The 15,234-nt window shown below is 66.1% G+C and carries 15 protein-coding genes; 4 read left to right on the forward strand and 11 right to left on the reverse strand.

Annotated features, from left to right (window positions below):
- Positions 1–59: 59 nt before the first annotated feature.
- Positions 60–368 (forward strand): protein UsfY, encoded by a 309-nt coding sequence (usfY, locus tag D3H54_RS04665; RefSeq protein WP_149378075.1) that lies wholly within the window; start codon positions 60–62, stop codon positions 366–368.
- Between the two features lie 405 nt (positions 369–773).
- Complete coding sequence (locus tag D3H54_RS32315) at positions 774–3,284, forward strand: IniB N-terminal domain-containing protein (protein ID WP_210419650.1); 2,511 nt, start codon at positions 774–776, stop codon at positions 3,282–3,284.
- Between the two features lie 72 nt (positions 3,285–3,356).
- On the opposite strand, the gene D3H54_RS04680 is transcribed toward D3H54_RS32315, so the two are convergent.
- From D3H54_RS04680 to D3H54_RS04715, 8 genes are all read right to left on the reverse strand, one after another.
- Complete coding sequence (locus tag D3H54_RS04680) at positions 3,357–6,053, reverse strand: fumarate reductase/succinate dehydrogenase flavoprotein subunit (RefSeq protein ID WP_149378078.1); 2,697 nt, start codon at positions 6,051–6,053, stop codon at positions 3,357–3,359.
- On the reverse strand, positions 6,040–6,783 hold the full coding sequence (locus D3H54_RS04685) for an ABC transporter ATP-binding protein (RefSeq protein ID WP_149383345.1): 744 nt from the start codon (positions 6,781–6,783) through the stop codon (positions 6,040–6,042). The genes D3H54_RS04680 and D3H54_RS04685 overlap by 14 nt, the downstream gene beginning before the upstream one ends.
- 23 nt (positions 6,784–6,806) lie before the next feature.
- Positions 6,807–7,670 carry an ABC transporter permease gene (locus D3H54_RS04690; RefSeq protein WP_149378079.1) on the reverse strand — a complete coding sequence of 288 codons (864 nt, stop codon included), beginning with the start codon at positions 7,668–7,670 and terminating at the stop codon, positions 6,807–6,809.
- On the reverse strand, positions 7,667–9,103 hold the full coding sequence (locus D3H54_RS04695) for an ABC transporter substrate-binding protein (protein ID WP_149378080.1): 1,437 nt from the start codon (positions 9,101–9,103) through the stop codon (positions 7,667–7,669). The genes D3H54_RS04690 and D3H54_RS04695 overlap by 4 nt, the downstream gene beginning before the upstream one ends.
- Before the next feature lie 25 nt (positions 9,104–9,128).
- Positions 9,129–9,356, reverse strand: coding sequence for a 4Fe-4S dicluster domain-containing protein (locus D3H54_RS04700; RefSeq protein ID WP_115318720.1), 228 nt, complete (start codon positions 9,354–9,356; stop codon positions 9,129–9,131).
- Positions 9,356–10,096 carry a GntR family transcriptional regulator gene (locus D3H54_RS04705; protein WP_149378081.1) on the reverse strand — a complete coding sequence of 247 codons (741 nt, stop codon included), beginning with the start codon at positions 10,094–10,096 and terminating at the stop codon, positions 9,356–9,358. The genes D3H54_RS04700 and D3H54_RS04705 overlap by 1 nt, the downstream gene beginning before the upstream one ends.
- Positions 10,097–10,327: 231 nt before the next feature.
- Complete coding sequence (locus D3H54_RS04710; protein WP_149378082.1) at positions 10,328–11,065, reverse strand: glucose 1-dehydrogenase; 738 nt, start codon at positions 11,063–11,065, stop codon at positions 10,328–10,330.
- Between the two features lie 37 nt (positions 11,066–11,102).
- On the reverse strand, positions 11,103–11,891 hold the full coding sequence (locus D3H54_RS04715; RefSeq protein ID WP_115318723.1) for a bestrophin-like domain: 789 nt from the start codon (positions 11,889–11,891) through the stop codon (positions 11,103–11,105).
- A gap of 62 nt (positions 11,892–11,953) precedes the next feature.
- Between D3H54_RS04715 and D3H54_RS04720 the strand changes: the two genes are divergently transcribed.
- Together D3H54_RS04720 and D3H54_RS04725 are read left to right on the forward strand one after the other, a co-directional pair.
- Positions 11,954–12,742: an alpha/beta hydrolase gene (locus tag D3H54_RS04720; protein ID WP_149378083.1), complete on the forward strand. Its 789-nt coding sequence runs from the start codon at positions 11,954–11,956 to the stop codon at positions 12,740–12,742.
- A gap of 60 nt (positions 12,743–12,802) precedes the next feature.
- Positions 12,803–13,033 (forward strand): deoxyribodipyrimidine photolyase, encoded by a 231-nt coding sequence (locus D3H54_RS04725; RefSeq protein ID WP_115319086.1) that lies wholly within the window; start codon positions 12,803–12,805, stop codon positions 13,031–13,033.
- Positions 13,034–13,038: 5 nt separating this feature from the next.
- Here the strand turns inward: D3H54_RS04725 and D3H54_RS04730 are convergent, their stop codons facing one another.
- The 3 genes from D3H54_RS04730 to D3H54_RS04740 form a co-directional block, all read right to left on the reverse strand.
- The gene (locus tag D3H54_RS04730; protein ID WP_149378084.1) at positions 13,039–13,629 is read right to left on the reverse strand and encodes a TetR/AcrR family transcriptional regulator; all 591 of its coding nucleotides are present in this window, start codon (positions 13,627–13,629) and stop codon (positions 13,039–13,041) included.
- 6 nt (positions 13,630–13,635) lie between these two features.
- Positions 13,636–14,331: a crotonase/enoyl-CoA hydratase family protein gene (locus D3H54_RS04735; RefSeq protein ID WP_149378085.1), complete on the reverse strand. Its 696-nt coding sequence runs from the start codon at positions 14,329–14,331 to the stop codon at positions 13,636–13,638.
- A 77-nt stretch (positions 14,332–14,408) separates the two neighbouring features.
- On the reverse strand, positions 14,409–15,218 hold the full coding sequence (locus D3H54_RS04740) for a DUF8453 domain-containing protein (RefSeq protein ID WP_149378086.1): 810 nt from the start codon (positions 15,216–15,218) through the stop codon (positions 14,409–14,411).
- Positions 15,219–15,234 lie beyond the last annotated feature (16 nt).

Genomic DNA, 15,234 nt, shown 5'->3' on the forward strand with positions numbered 1-15,234 from the left:
TGTGTCGCACATCACACAGGCGTAGCGTTGGAGGTGTCTCTGGAAGGAAGGGAGACGCGATGAAGGGTGCATATCGCGATCCGGTGGATCACTCCCGAACGACACAGCCGCACGCCGGCGAATCGTTCATCGACACGCTCTGGCTTCCCGGCCTGTTCCTCATCGCGCTCGGCGTGATGGGGCTGGTCGGCGTCATCGCTGCGCTGGCCTACAACCATCACGAACTGCTCCTGATGCTGGGCTCGATTGCCGCAGGGCTGCTGATTATCGGGGCGCTGCTGATCATGGCCGAGCATCACCGGGTGGTGCGCGTTGAGCGTCGTTGGCTGGCGGAACACCCCGGCCACACGTATCGCCACACCGCGTAGCCGGATCGGTTCTGGTGCACCCGGATGGGTCCGGGTGTAGATCAGCGGTGTGCCGACCAAATACGCGTTCACGTGCAGATTTGCGCGATTCTCATTTGCTGATAATTACCTGACTGTCAATAAACCGGTAACGGTTGTGAATCAGTTCACAGTCCGCCCTTGCTCGTAGTCAGTGCCTTGAACAGTATTTATACCGATCCGACTGACAGTGTTCTACGAAGTCGCGGCGGACACCCTAGCGATCCCCTAACCCCCTAATGGGGGTTGCTGGGATATCCCGGTACACCCCGTACCGGGTAGGGGACCGCGCCCCATTTCGGGGTGCGCGTCATCTCCATACCGTGGCTAGTAATCACCGGGCGGGGCCGGCGATCGAGCTTTCCAAGCACTAGGAAGGAACGTCCAATGGACTCCCTGCTTCAATTCATCCTTGACCTGTTCAACAACGAGTCTGCGGCGCAGTCGTATGTGGCCGACCCGAATGCCGCGCTGGCGAACGCGGGACTGGCCAACGTCAGCCCCGAGCAGATTCAGTCGGTCGCTGCGTCCGCAGTCCCCGGCCTCCAGCTTGCCGGTGCGGACCCGGTGTCCGGTCTGGCTCAGGCTCTTTCCAACCAGTACGGCTTCGCGCCGGTGGAAGGGCTTCTCTCGGCCCCCGGTGCGGCTGCCGGCGTGGTCGCCGACCAGGCACTGAACCTCGGAGTCGACGGTGGCTCGAACTTGGCCGCCGCGGTCGGCGACGGACTCGGGGTCGGCCTGGGTGAGAGCCTCGGCGCCGGACTCGGTGCCGCGCTCGGCGGCGGCGTCGAGACGGGTCTCGGCCTCGGTGGAGCAGTCGGCGGCGGCGTGGAGACCGGTCTGGGCCTCGGTACCGGGCTGGGCGGCGGATTCAACACCGGCGGAGGTCTGCAGACCGGACTGGGCGCCGGGATCGGTGCCGGCTTCCAAGCCGGGCTGAACGTCGAGGTCGAGGCGGGCTTCAACGCCGGCCTGGGTGCTGCGGTTGGCGGCGGCTCCGAAATCGGTGGCCAGACTGGGGTTGGTCTGGGCAGCGGTTTCGGTACCGGCTTTGGTGCCGGCGGCGGCGCAGAACTCGGCGGTGGCTTCCACACCGGCCTCGGCGCTGAACTTGGTGGCGGTTTCAATGCCGGCTTGGGTGGCGGGTTTGAGGGTGGCACCGAGATTGGTGGTCACTCGGGCGTCGGTCTGGGTTCGGGCTTTGGTGCCGGTGTTGGTGCCGGTGGTGGTTTCGAGGGTGGCGCTGAACTTGGTGGCGGTTTCAATGCCGGCTTGGGTGGCGGGTTTGAGGGTGGCACCGAGATTGGTGGTCACTCGGGCGTCGGTCTGGGTTCGGGCTTTGGTACTGGTGTTGGTGCCGGTGGCGGTTTCGAGGGTGGCGCTGAACTTGGTGGCGGTTTCAATGCCGGCTTGGGCGGCGGCATTGAGAGCGGCGCTGAGATTGGCGGGCACAGTGGCATCGGTGTGAACACCGGTTTCACCGGTGGCGCTGAGCTCGGTGGCGGTTTCCAGAGCGGTGCTGAGCTCGGTGGCGCCGCGGCCGCGGCCGCAGGCGCAGGTGCCGCAGCCGGCCTCGGCGGCGGCGCTAATGTCCACGGACAGACTGGTTTTGGTGGTCACGTTGGTGGCCAGTTCGGCGGTGGTGTCAACGCAGGCAGCAACTTCGCCGCCGGTGGCGGCAGCCAGCTCGGCGGCGGTGCACAGATCAATGACCGTGCCCGGGTGATCGACGCCAGCGAGGTCGACGCCGACCGGCGCACCACGCTCAGCGGCAGCACCAACACCAGTGCCAGCGGAGGTGCCGGCGGCTCGGCAAATGTCGGAACCGGCCTGAGTGCGCAGGAGAATGCCAACTTCAACAGCACCTCCAATGTCGGCTTCAGCAGCCCGCTCGGCGGCGCCAGCATCGGCAACCAGACCGCTGCGGCCGGTGGCGGAGCGATCGGGCTCGGTGGTGCAGGTGTGACCGCAGCCGGCAATGCCGCGGCGAGCAGCACCACCGCTGCCGCGTTCGCCAGCCCCTTGGGCAGTGCGACCGCCGGTGCTCAGGTGGCGGCGAGCAACACTGCGGCAGCGAGCTTCCTGCACAACGACGGCGCGGCCCTTGGCGGCCAGACCAACGTCGCTGCCGGGTTCGGTGGGCAGACCAACCTCGGTGGAGTCGTCGGTGGACAGACCCATGTGGCGGCCTCGGAGACGTCGGCTGCACACGTTGGTGGCCAGACCGGCATCAACGGTGGGTCGAGCATCGCCGGCGGGGCCACGGCCTCCGGTGGTGGAAGCTCGAACTTCCTGAACCACGAGGCGTCCAGCCTGAATCTGCACAATTCGGTTCAGGCGGCCGGCGCGACGAGCGGCTCGGCAGCGGCCGACCACGTGTCGGCGGGCGGAAACACGGCGTTCCAGAATGCTTTTGGCGGCCAGGCCGACATCCTGGGCCACGACACCGCGGCCCTCGGCGGCCACGGCTCGGTCAATACCGGGGCCGGCGCAACGGCGTCGGCGGGCACTCAGGGCTCGGCGACGACCCCGTCGCAGGGCAGCGTCATCCACACCGGTGGCTCGGCGACCGGCGGCGGACAGGTCGCTACCGGTTCCAACGGCGGCTCGGTGATCACCACGACGCAGGGCGGCGCCAACGCCGGCACCTCGAGTTCGGTTGACAACAGCCACAGCTCGGCGACGGTCGACCAGCATTCGGCCTTCGACGCGTCAAGTCACGCCGCGGCGACGCCGGTGCCCGATCACTCGACGTACGACCAGTCGGCTCATGCGAGCACCGACTACTCGAGTCACTCGCTGTACGACACGAGCCACGACAGCGCGGCGTCGCACAGTCAGGCGAGCGCCGATCTGTCGGCACACAACCAGCTCGATCAGCACCACCCGGGATTCTGACCGGACAGGCTTGACACAAATCGGTGGGGACCGCATGGTCCCCACCGATGTGTCTGTGCCGCAGCCGTTTAACTAATCGAACACCTCGGCCAACTCCGCGCCGGCCAGCGCCTGCCGCGCATAGGCCCGGACGTCGGCGTCGCTGTCGTCCAGCGCGGCCGTCAGTGCGTTGCGGGCAGCCGGCTGGGACACCCATCGGGTCAGGCCCAACACGGCCGCTTTACGCACGTCCAGATGCCGGTCGTCCAGTGCGCGGACCAGCACCTCAACCCCGGTTTCGCCCGCGCCCGACAACGCACGAACGGCTCCCACCCGAATCTGCCACGCCGTGTCGCGCAGCGCCCGCTCGATGTGCGGAAGGTCAGCGTCATCGCAGCCGACGTCGCCCAAGGCGGCCAACGCCGCAGCGCGCACCAGTGGGTCGGGGTCGCCGGTGAGCTGACGGACCGCGTCGGGTCCGCTGGCCAGGGTGCCCAGACCGTTGGCGGCGGCGATACGCACCTCGCGATTGTCGTCCCCGGCGGCCGAGGCGACCCCGTCGGCGTCGTCGACCGACACCAACGCCCGGACCGCCTCGATACGCACCCGATGATCGGGATCGCCAAGGGCCGAACGGAAGCTCCGGACATCCCCCACCCGGCGGAAGCTCAGCAGGTACAGCGCGGAGCTGCGGACCACCGGATCGGGTGACGACAGAAGCGGCTGTGCCGCTTGCGGATTGGGCAACACCTCGACCAGCTCACGCACACCCTCGGACGCGGCCCTGCGCACACCCGCGTCGTCGTCGGCCAGCGCCGCGATCAACGCATCCGCATACCCTTCGCAGAGGTGCTCACTCAACGCGTCGACCGCGGTGCGGCGCACGGCCGGCTCGGGATCGGCGAGAAACTCGGCCAGGTCCTCGAGCGACGGCGATTCGAACGCCAGCACGGCGGCGATCCGCGGCGATGGCGGCTGCGTGGGTGGCTGGAGCACCGCGGTCACCGGCGTCGAGTTCCAGTGCCGGTCGTGGGCGATCGTCGGTTGTGCCACCGGAATCGGCTCCGTCCCACCGGTCGGCAGATCGTCGAGGCCGGGCACCGGAACGAAGTAAGGGGCGACCGGCCGCTTGAGGAACTCCATGGTCCCGTCCACGGTCTTGCGGAGGTTCAGGTGGTAGCGCCAGTTGACATCATCACGCTCGGGCACGTCGGAGCGATCGTGGTACAGGCCCCAACGGGATTCGGTTCGGGTCAGCGACGATCGCGCCGCCATTTCCGCGCAGTCCCTGATGAAGGACACCTCGACCGCGCGCATCAACTCGTGCGGGGTGCGTGCGCCGATCTGCTCGATCTCGCCGTGCATGCGCTCGAAGGTGTCGACCGCGATCGACAGTTTCGTCGCCGTCTTCGGCGGGGCGACGTAATCGTTGACGAAGCGGCGGAGCTTGTACTCCACCTGCGGCTGCGGCGGCCCGTCGGGATGGTGCAGCGGCCGGTACACCAACTCGTGAGCCTCGCGCAGCTGCTCGTCGGGAAGTGACTGCGGCGCAGGCAGATCGGTGATCGTGGAGGCGGCGTGTTCACCTGCCAGCTCACCGTAGACGAACGCGCCGATCATATAGTTGTGCGGCACGCAGGCCAGGTCTCCGGCGGCGTACAGGCCCGGAATCGTGGTGCGGGCATGTTCGTCGACCCACACTCCCGACGCGGAATGACCGCTGCACAAGCCGATCTCGGAGATGTGCATCTCGATGTCGTGGGTCCGGTAGTCATGGCCGCGGTTGGCGTGGAAGGTGCCGCGGGTGGGCCGCTCGGTGGTGTGCAGAATGTTCTCCAGCGCCGTCAGCGTCTCGTCCGGTAGGTGACTGACCTTGAGATAGATCGGCCCCCGCGCGGATTCGATCTCGCGCTTCACTTCAGTCATCATCTGACCCGACCAGTAGTCGGAGTCGACGAACCGGTCCCCGTCGGCGTTGACCTGGTAGCCGCCGAACGGGTTCGCCACGTACGCACAGGCCGGTCCGTTGTAATCCTTGATCAGCGGGTTGATCTGGAAGCACTCGATGCCCGAGAGTTCCGCCCCGGCGTGATACGCCATCGCGTAGCCGTCGCCGGCGTTGGTCGGATTCTCATACGTGCCATACAGATAGCCCGATGCGGGCAGTCCCAGGCGGCCGCAGGCACCGGTCGCCAGAATCACTGCTTTGGCTGCGACGGCGACGAACTCTCCGGTGCGTGAGTTCAATGCCGCGGCTCCGACCGCGCGGCCACCGGACGTGAGAACCCGCACGGGCATGAGCCGGTTCTCGATCTGGATCTTCTCGCGCATCGACTTCTGGCGCAGCACCCGGTACAGCGCCTTCTTGACGTCCTTGCCTTCCGGCATCGGCAGAACGTAGGACCCTGAGCGGTGCACCCGGCGCACCGCGTACTCGCCGTGCTCGTCCTTCTCGAACTTGACGCCGTAACGCTCGAGACGCTGCACCATCGCGAAGCCCCGAGTCGCGGTCTGATAGATGGTGCGCTGGTTGACGATTCCGTCATTGGCGCGGGTGATCTCGGCGACGTAGTCCTCCGGCACCGCCTTGCCGGGGATCACAGCGTTGTTGACGCCGTCCATCCCCATGGCCAGTGCGCCGGAGTGCCGGACATGCGCCTTCTCCAGTAACAACACCTGCGCGCCGTGCTCCGCGGCGGTCAGCGCCGCCATCGTGCCGGCGGTACCACCGCCGATGACGAGCACGTCACACTCCAGTCGCGTGGTGTCGGCGAGGTCAGGAATCTGCATCAAGAAGCTCCGGGGTATCAAGGGCGGCAATGAGTTCCGATCGCAGCGCGCTGCGATCAGCGGAGGAGTCGCGCGGCGTCGGAACGTCGTGCAGGGCGCGGAGCGGGTGACCCGCCCGCCCGAGCACGGCGATCCGGTCACCGATGAGCAGCGCCTCGTCGACGTCATGAGTGACGAAGACGACGGTGGTCGGATGGGCGCGCCAGGTGTCGATCAACAACTTCTGCATGCTCGAACGGGTCTGCGCATCCAACGCTCCGAACGGCTCGTCCATCATCACCGCACGCGGCGCACCGGCCAGACCGCGGGCCAGTTGCACCCGCTGGCGCATCCCGCCGGACAGGCTCTTCGGCAGGTACCGCTCGAAACCGGTCAACCCGACATCGGCGATCCACCGCAGCGCTTCCTCTCGACGACCCTCTCGCGGGGTGCCGGCAAGCTTGAGGGCCAATTCGACGTTGGATTGCACAGTGCGCCAGGGCAGTAATGCGTTGTCCTGGAACACCAGTGCTCGGTCGCGGGAGGTGGTGCGCACGGGCCGGCCTTCGGCCAGTACCTCGCCGGCGTCTGGGCGCAGCAGGCCGGCCAGCGCTCGCAGCACGGTGGACTTGCCACACCCGGACGGCCCGGTGAGCACCAGGATCTCGCCAGGGCGAACCTCGAGGTCGAGGTGATTGATGACCGGATTTCCGCCGTAGCTCAGCACTAAAGCACTGAGCTGCAACGCCATTCCCGTTTGCGGTGCGGTGAGCGTCATCTGGTCTTCTCCTCGCCGCGGGGCAGCCACCGGGTGACGCGGCGGCCCAGCACTTCGACGGCTGCAGAGGTGGTGAACCCGAGGACGCCGATGGTGATGATGCCGACGAAGACCTCGGGATAGGCCAATACGGTGTAGGCCTGCCAGGTCCGATAGCCGACACCGAGCCGACCGGAGATCATCTCGGCGGAGATGACACAAATCCAGGCAACGCCCAGACCGACCGACAGGCCGCCGAAGACTCCCGGCAGGATGCCCGGCAGCACCACACGAATCAGGACATCCCATCGGCTGCCGCCGAGGGTGCGCACCGATTCCTCCCAGATCGTCGGCAGGGCGCGCACCGCATGCCGGGTGCTCACCATGATCGGGAAGAACGCCGCCAGGAACGTGATGAAGACGATGCCCGCCTCGTCGCTGGGGAACAACAGGATGGCCACCGGGACGATCGCGATCGCCGGAATGGGCCGGGCGAGTTCGGTCAGCGGTCCGAAGACGTTGGCGAACGCGGCTGAGCGCCCGAGCAGAATGCCGGTCACCACGCCCACCACCGCCGCGAGCGCGAATCCGGTCAGGATCCTGATCAGCGACTGCCCGAGGTCAAGCCAGTACTCCTGCGCAGCAAGTCGTTTGGTGAACGAGCTGACGATCTCGGTCACCGTCGGCAACGTATCGAAGCGCACCCAGAACCGCACGTGGTTGGCGGTCAGCACCTGCCACAGCGCGATCGCCGCGACCACCGAGGCGATCCGAACCGCCCATGAGCCCCACGGACGGCGCCGTGACCGGGCCGGTTTCGGCGCCGCGGCGCCGACTCCCACGGTGACGGGCCCGGCGAGAACCGCGGGCTGGGTGGTCATACCGCGCCGGCCAGCGCGGCCTGGTAGTCCACCACCTTCGCGTCGGGATGTGCCGCGATGTAGCGCTGTGCACCGGCTTCGGTATCGAATGGCAGGTAACCGTTGTTGGCGGCGGGCGACTGCACCCACACCGACCGATCGGCGAACCAGCGGGTACCCAACTCGGTGTCTGGAATGTAGGCCGCGATCACCTTCTCGCCCTTGGCGTTGGCTTCGCGAAGCGCCCGCAACAAGCAGCTGGGATTGGCGGCGGGCTGCGTGGTGGGCTGACCATCGATCCACAGTTCACCGGCCAGCGCGGGGTCGGTGACCGCGACATTGCAGACCGGGTCTTGGCCACCGACCGTGATCGGATTGGTCGTGGCCGCCACCGCGGAGTCATAGTTGAGGTTCCGGTCGGCGAACGCCTTGCGCAGCGGTGCGTCGTTGACGAACTGATCGATGTTCAGATCGGCGAAGTCACCGATGGACTTCAGGTACGGGATATCGCTTCTGAAGGCATCGACCAGGGACTGCTTCAGGGTGGGGTCGAACGAGACCGCGCCGCCGGGACCGTTGTAGAGGTACACCACTTCCTGGGGAAGTCCGCTGCCGTCGGCCACCAGCTTGGCTGCCTCGAGTGGCTTCTCGTGCAGGAAGTCGGTCGCGTCGATCTGGGCCTGGAGGAACGCGTCGAGGACTTCGGGATGTTGGGCCACGTAGTCGCGGCGGACGACCACGCCGTGAAAGGTGGGGACATTCAACTCGGCACCGTCGAACAGCAGCCGTCCCTTGTTCTGGAATGCCAGCAGCCCCGGCCACGCGACGAACTGTGCGAAGGCTTGCACCTGACCGGATTCCAGCGCCGATGCTCCGATCTGCGGCTGCTGGTTGAGTACCTCGACGCCGGTCTTCGGGTCGATTCCGGCCTTCGTCAACGCTCGCACCAGCGTGCCGTGGCCGGCCGACCCCACGGAGGCCGACACTTTCTGGCCACGCAGGTCGGTGAGAACCCGGTCGGGCGAATTGGGGCTGACCACAACCATATTGAGGGCGCCTTTGGCGTTGTACCCGGTGATCGAGACGACCTCGGTCTTGGCGCGCTCATTGGCCTGGGTCTTGGACCCGTTGATCAGCAGTGGGTAATCACCCATCGAACCGATGTCGATCTTCTCGGCCAGCATCTGTGCGGTGATCGGTGCACCGGTGTCGTAGTCCTGCCACTGCACCGTGTACTTGACGTTGGTCCGCTTGGTGATGTCATCGAGTCGCTTCTCCAGGAAGCCCTTGGCCTTCAGCAGGGCACCCGCGGTGGCAGTGTTGATGGTCTTGGACTGGTAGCCGATGACGACATTGACCTCACCGGCCGACTGGGCCTTGGAGTCCAGCGAGCAACCTGCCGCCGACACGGTGAAGAGGGCAGCCGCCAGCGCGGCCGTAAAGCGGTGTTTCATGAATTACTCCGGGAATTCGGGCTTTTCAGCGAAGGAGATAGGGCATGTTGACGGTGACGGCGCCGGTGGGACAGCGGGCTGCACAGGGGCCGCAGTACCAACACTCGTCGACATGCATGAAGGCCTTGCCGTTCTCCGGGTTGATGGCCAGCGAGTCGAGGGGACAGATGTCCACGCACAGGGTGCATCCCTCGATGCACAGCGACTCGTCGATGGTGACCGGGACGTCGGCCCGCTGATTGATCAGTGTCATCACAACTCCCTGACGAGATTGCCGCGCAGGGTGATTCGGTCGCCCCGCATGCGGATGTATTCGAGATCGACGGGTCTGCCGTCATCGAGATGAGTCAGCCGTTCCAGTAACAGAACCGCGGCGCCTTCCGGTACCTGCAGAATCGCTGCCGAGTGAGCATCGGCGGGTACCGCCTCCACGGCGAGGCTCGCCGATCCCAGCCGCTGGCCGGTGACCTCTTCGAGCAGCGCGAAGATGTCGTTGGTTTCCAGGGGGTGTTTCAGGACCTCGGCTCCGACGTCCGGTGCCAGATAGGTCTTGTCCAGGCTCAGCGGTAGATCGCCGAGGAACCGCAGCCGCTCGACGAACAGCACCGGTTCGCCGGGCTGCAGTTGGAGCCGGCGGGCGACCGCCGGGGGAGCGGCCACCGACATCGCCGCTCGCACTTCATTGCGGACCTCGCCGTAGCTTGTGAATGTTTCCTTCAGTCCGACAAGCGCATCCAAGCCATGGTCGTATTTGCGGATGGCGACCTGCGTGCCGACCTTCGGGCCCCGATCGATAAGGCCCTCCTCTTTGAGGGTGGCCAGGGCTTCGCGAACGGCGTTGCGGGACACCCCGAACTCCACCGACAGTTCCGCCTCGGCGGGAAGGCCGTGCGGATAGCCGCCGTCGTGGATGTGATGGCGCAGGACGTCGGCCACGAGACGAGCCTGATCGGCCCGCGCCCGGCGGATCGGCACCGGCTCGGCGTCGCCCATCGCACCCTCCTGACTGACTCACATCTCTCGTCAACCACGGTAAAGCCGCTGACCAAGGCATCCAGCAAGGCGCTTGCGGGTGCAGCGAGTTGCCGGCGTATTGCGCCGGTCGGCATCGGTTCGGACCTGCCGTTACCGGCGATCAGCCAGCTATTGCGCCACCACGGCGTCGAGCAACGCAGTTCTGATCGCGCTGAGCGGAAAGGCTGGCGGGCCGATCGTCGTCGACTATCACATCCGGTGTGGCACGTCGCTGATCAGACCGCCGTCCATCACGAACTCCGAGCCGGTCGCATAGGACGATTCATCGCTGGCCAGGAACAACACAAACGACGACACCTCGTCCGGCTCGCCGAGGCGACCCATCGGGGCGGCGACCAGATCGTCGGGCATGTGTGCGGTCATCGGGGTCCGGATCATGCCGGGATGCAGCGAGTTGACGCGAATGCTGTTGGCCGCCAGCTCGAGTGCGGCGGATTTGGTCAGCCCGCGGATCGCCCATTTGGATGCGACGTAGCCGTGGTTGCCAGGCGTTCCGCGCATCGCCTGGATGGACGACATATTGATGATGGAACCGCCGCCCGCGTCGGTCATCGGCTCGATCACGGACTTGATGCCGAGCATGGTCCCGGTCAGGTTGACGTCGATAACCCGTTGCCAGCGTTCACGTTCCAGGTTCTTCAGGGTGCGCCGGTAAACGATGCCGGCATTGTTCACCAGAACGTTGAGGGTGCCGAATTCGCACAGGGCCAGCGCGACGGCCGCCGCCCAGTCGTCGGGATCCGAAACATCGAGGTGGATGTACCGGGCGTCGTCGCCGAGTTCGGCGGCCACCGCGGCGCCCTCGTCGTCGAGAACATCGCCGAGAATCACCTTGGCTCCCTCGCCGACCAGAAGCCGGGCATGGGCTGCGCCCATCCCGCGAGCGGCACCGGTGATCAAGGCAACCTTGCCGTCGACGCGTCCCACCCGCCGCACGGTACCCGGCCGGCCCGCTCGAGTTGCGTTACTTCCCCGCTAGCTGAGACCAGGTGTCCAGTACGTTCTCGTAGGCCGTCGGCTGAACCGCGATGGAACCCACGAATGGATGCTCCATCGCAAACGTCAGATAGAGAACGAACGCGAGCAGAGAGCCGGCCAACGCGATCAACGCGCCGTGGATTACGACGTCGGAGGAGGGAAAGGTGTAGGTGAACAACAGCATCACCATGCCGCCGCCCAGCAGCAACACCCACAACTCGCCAGGAATCTCCGACTGGCTGCCGGAGATTCGCGTCTTGCGGGCGCTGCCCAATTCGTCGAGCCGGGTGATGGACTCCTGATAGAACGCGATCTCGCTCTGCTTGGCCGGTTCGATGTGCAGGAAGCTGTTCCACACCGCGGTCAGGTGCTCGGATTGCTGCTCGATGGTCTCCCCGCGTCGCATGCGGGGAAATTCGTCGTCGATGACGTCGTTGGTGTAGTCGATCAGGCTCCGCTGAATTTCGGCCCTATCGGCGACCGGCAGGCCGGTGGAATCGCGCAGCAGGTCGGAGATCGCGGACGCCTCCGCCTCCGTGCCCCGCTCAGCCTGATTCAACTGCTCCCACACCACCACGACGACGAAGGCCACCAGCACGGCGTAGAGCACCCCGGCAAGGTCGAACACGTGGCCCGCCACCGCGCCCGACCGTGCCAACCGTCGCTGGGGGAGGATGCGTCGGCTCAGCACCAGCCCCAGCACGGCCAGGCCGACGGTGATGATGACCACCACAAACCCGACGAGCGGTGCGGGCAGCTGCAGGAGCCAGATCACGGCGTACCTATTGCCGCCGCATTCACCCGCCAAACAGCGGCCCGCGTCGATAGGGTTCCGCTGTGCTCGAGGTGATCGCCAAGGGCGGGGCCACTGCCACCCACCCCACACCGCTGCTGTTCGTACACGGCGCCTTCCACGGGGCCTGGTGCTGGGACGACCACTTCCTCGACTACTTCGCCGACCGCGGCTACCACGCTCTGGCGCTGAACCTGCGCGGCCACGGTGCCAGCCCTTCCGCGGTGCCGATCAACTCCTGTGGCGTCCTCGACTACGTCCAGGATGTGAAGACCGTCGCCGACGATCTCCCGGTGCCGCCGGTGGTTATCGGTCACTCGATGGGTGGCTTCGTGGTGCAGAAATACCTGGCGGTGCACGAGGCGCCCGCCGCGGTCCTGGTCGCGTCAGCCCCGCCGACGGGCATCGCTCCCGCGACGGTGCGAGTGGCATGGCGACATCGACGCCAATCGGTGCGCACCCGTTCTTTCAGTAGACCGCTGGATTTCTTTGCAGCGCAGGGTGTTTCACAGGCCACCTTCTACCATTCGGACACGCCCGAGCATATCGTCGCCGCGTGCACGTCGCGGCTGAGCGCGGAAAGTGCCCGGGTGCTCTACCGAGATCTGTTGTATCGCCACCTCGCCCGGCCCAGCCGGGTCCGGGCACCGGTGCTGGTGCTCGGCGCCGAGCTCGACGGATTCTTCACACCGAAGGAGGTGGCCGCAACCGCGCGGGCCTATCGCACCGAGCCGGTGATGTTTCCGGGCATGGGTCACAACATGATGCTCGAACGCGGCTGGGAATCCGTGGCCGACCACATTGACAGGTGGTTGACAGCAACTCTTTGCTGACGCGGCGGTTAGTTCGGTCTTCGAATGGGCAACCAGACCCAACCTACAAAGGAGGCCCGAATGTTGCACAGCGTCGTGCTGGCGGCCAGCGACAACATCGAAGCGGCGGGGTTCATCCTGCGCGGCATCAAAGGCATCTTCGTTGCCATCGGCAGCATCATCGCCGCGATCATCTGCGCCGTCATTGCGGGGATGAAAGGACGTAACCCGTTCGGCTGGGGCATTCTGGGGCTGTTCTTCTCCATCCTGACGCTGATCGTCATCATCGTCATCCCCAGCAAGAAGTCGTAGCGCCGTCAGGCGCGAAAGCCCGCGAGAACCGCCTGCACGCCAACGTCCCAACGGCGATCGACCGAGGACGCCGACGTCCCCAGCCAGCGCCCGGCCTCCTGGACCGCCAATCCCTGGGCCAGTGCGAGCAATACGTGGGAGATGTCGACCGGGTCGCCTGCGAGTAGGCCGGCGTCGAGGCATCGCTGCACCTTCCCGACGAGGATCTGCCGCACGGTCGGCGCGGACGCCAGCTGGTCAGGGTCGGGGTCGAGCTCCTGGAACGGTCTGCTGAACATCACCCGTGCCAGCGGCGGGTAGTCCAGGCAGAACCGGCGGAACACCGGAATCACGGCCCGAAGATCGCCCAGCTCGTCAGCCGTCTCGGGTATTGCGACCAGCTCACCGCCGAGACGGCGGAAGCCTTCGAAGAACACCGCCCGCAGCAGTCCGTCCTTGTCGGAGAACAACTCGTAGACCGCGGGCACGGAGGTGCCTGCGCGCTCGGCGACGCGGCGAGTGGTGAAGCCCGACATCCCGTCTTTGCACAACGTGTTCACCGCCACGTCGACCACGCGGTCGCGCAGCTCGGGAGTGCGCTGCTTGACCCTGGGCACGAACTACTACATTCCGAACTCGGAACGGATGTTGTCGATACCTTCGCGCATCGCATCCAGGGTGGCCTGGCGGGCGCGCAGCTTGCTGGCCAGGTGCGCGCTGGCGTTCAGCGCGGTGAACTCATGAGCGGCTTCCTCGGCGCGCGCCAAAACCTGGTCATTCATCGCGATCTCGTCGACCCAGCCGCCGGCCAGTGCGGTCTCGCCCAGGAAGTTCTTGGCCAGACCGACCGCCTGCTGATAGGCCGACGGCGTCAGCCGCAGTCGCATGATCTCCAGGGCGGGGTAGGGCAGCACCATCCCGATCGCCACCTCATTGGCCTGAAAGTTGTAGGTGGGACCGGCAATTCGGTGATCGGTGCTGCACGCCAGGAACGATCCCATCGCGATCGCGTGACCGGTGATCGCAGCGACGACGGGCTTGGGGAACGACAGCAGTCGGTGCGACAGGTTGAACCCACCCTGCAGCATCTCGACGGAGGCCTCGATGTCGCCGGAGCGGAACACCTTCAGGTCGAAGCCGCCGCTGAAGACGCGGTCGTTGCCTGCGATCACCACAGCGCCGGCGTTGTCGCCCTCGGCGCGATCCAGGGCGTCGTTGATCTCCTTCAGCATGGCCGGACTCAGCACGTTGACCTTGCCGTCGTCCAACGAGATGACCGCGACCGCGTCGTCCTTGCGATAACTGACCGACCCGCTCATGGATGCTCCTTCGTCGCAGCGTCTAATTTCGTATCGACGTTACGTAACGAAGTTCCGATTGCCAAGAGGCGATCCGCCTACCCGTGCCGAGGCAGCCGCACGACTTCCGTGGGCTGCTCGAACCTCTCCCGCCGCCACCGGCTCTGAGTTTCCTCGGCGGCCCGCTTCATCCGGGCGATCTCCTCGCGAAGGACATCGACGCGCGTCTCTTTGGTGGCGAAATGGAAGTAGTCGAGTACGTTCCGCAACAGTTCGAGCTTCTCGCGCTCGCGCCGTGCCAGATCGTGCCCGGTCATCATTTCAACGCGGTGCACCGGCTGCAGAGTGTCCCAGTCCAGCGCCACTTTGGTCCGGTACACCGTGCGCTTGCGGCCGAAGGTCTTGGCCCACCAGCCCTGCGGCTCGGGCTGGTCGTGATAGGACACCACCCCCTCGAATCGCGAGTCGATAGACTCGCCAAACTGGCTGCGATCAAGCGCCGAATCCCACACCGTGCGCCACTCCTGCGCCGGTGCGAGCTCGGGAATGCTTTGCGGCAGAGCCAATTCCACGATGTCGGTGAATCCGTCCTCGGCATGCTCGTAGCGGGCCACCGTGGGCGGTTTGGGAAAGGCGAAGCCTACGTCGTAGGCCGCGGTGGCGCCGTAATTGCGGACCACCAGTTCGATGACATGCCAGTCCGCGGAGTGCGGCTCCATGAACATCGCGACATGCGGCCGCGCCTGCTTGTCATTGACTCTCTGTTGTCGACGAATCTGCCGATGCGCGTAGATCAGCGCCGCCAGCCCCAGCAGCACTGCTGCCCAGGCGGCGACCGCCAACCACGTGCCGGCCCCGACTCCGGTGACATCTCCCCACAGATCCGCGAGATCACTCGCGTTTTCCACCTCATGCTTATATCAC

Source organism: Mycobacterium sp. ELW1, from assembly GCF_008329905.1.
Classification (GTDB): Bacteria; Actinomycetota; Actinomycetes; order Mycobacteriales; family Mycobacteriaceae; genus Mycobacterium.

Coding starts and splice junctions, on each gene's coding strand:
- usfY (WP_149378075.1), top strand. CDS start 60: ATGAAGGGTGCATATCGCGATCCGGTGGATCACTCCCGAACGACACAG.
- D3H54_RS04705 (WP_149378081.1), bottom strand. CDS start 10,096: ATGGGCGACGCCGAGCCGGTGCCGATCCGCCGGGCGCGGGCCGATCAG.
- D3H54_RS04695 (WP_149378080.1), bottom strand. CDS start 9,103: ATGAAACACCGCTTTACGGCCGCGCTGGCGGCTGCCCTCTTCACCGTG.
- D3H54_RS32315 (WP_210419650.1), top strand. CDS start 774: ATGGACTCCCTGCTTCAATTCATCCTTGACCTGTTCAACAACGAGTCT.
- D3H54_RS04690 (WP_149378079.1), bottom strand. CDS start 7,670: ATGACCACCCAGCCCGCGGTTCTCGCCGGGCCCGTCACCGTGGGAGTC.
- D3H54_RS04725 (WP_115319086.1), top strand. CDS start 12,803: ATGTTGCACAGCGTCGTGCTGGCGGCCAGCGACAACATCGAAGCGGCG.
- D3H54_RS04700 (WP_115318720.1), bottom strand. CDS start 9,356: ATGACACTGATCAATCAGCGGGCCGACGTCCCGGTCACCATCGACGAG.
- D3H54_RS04735 (WP_149378085.1), bottom strand. CDS start 14,331: ATGAGCGGGTCGGTCAGTTATCGCAAGGACGACGCGGTCGCGGTCATC.
- D3H54_RS04680 (WP_149378078.1), bottom strand. CDS start 6,053: ATGCAGATTCCTGACCTCGCCGACACCACGCGACTGGAGTGTGACGTG.
- D3H54_RS04685 (WP_149383345.1), bottom strand. CDS start 6,783: ATGGCGTTGCAGCTCAGTGCTTTAGTGCTGAGCTACGGCGGAAATCCG.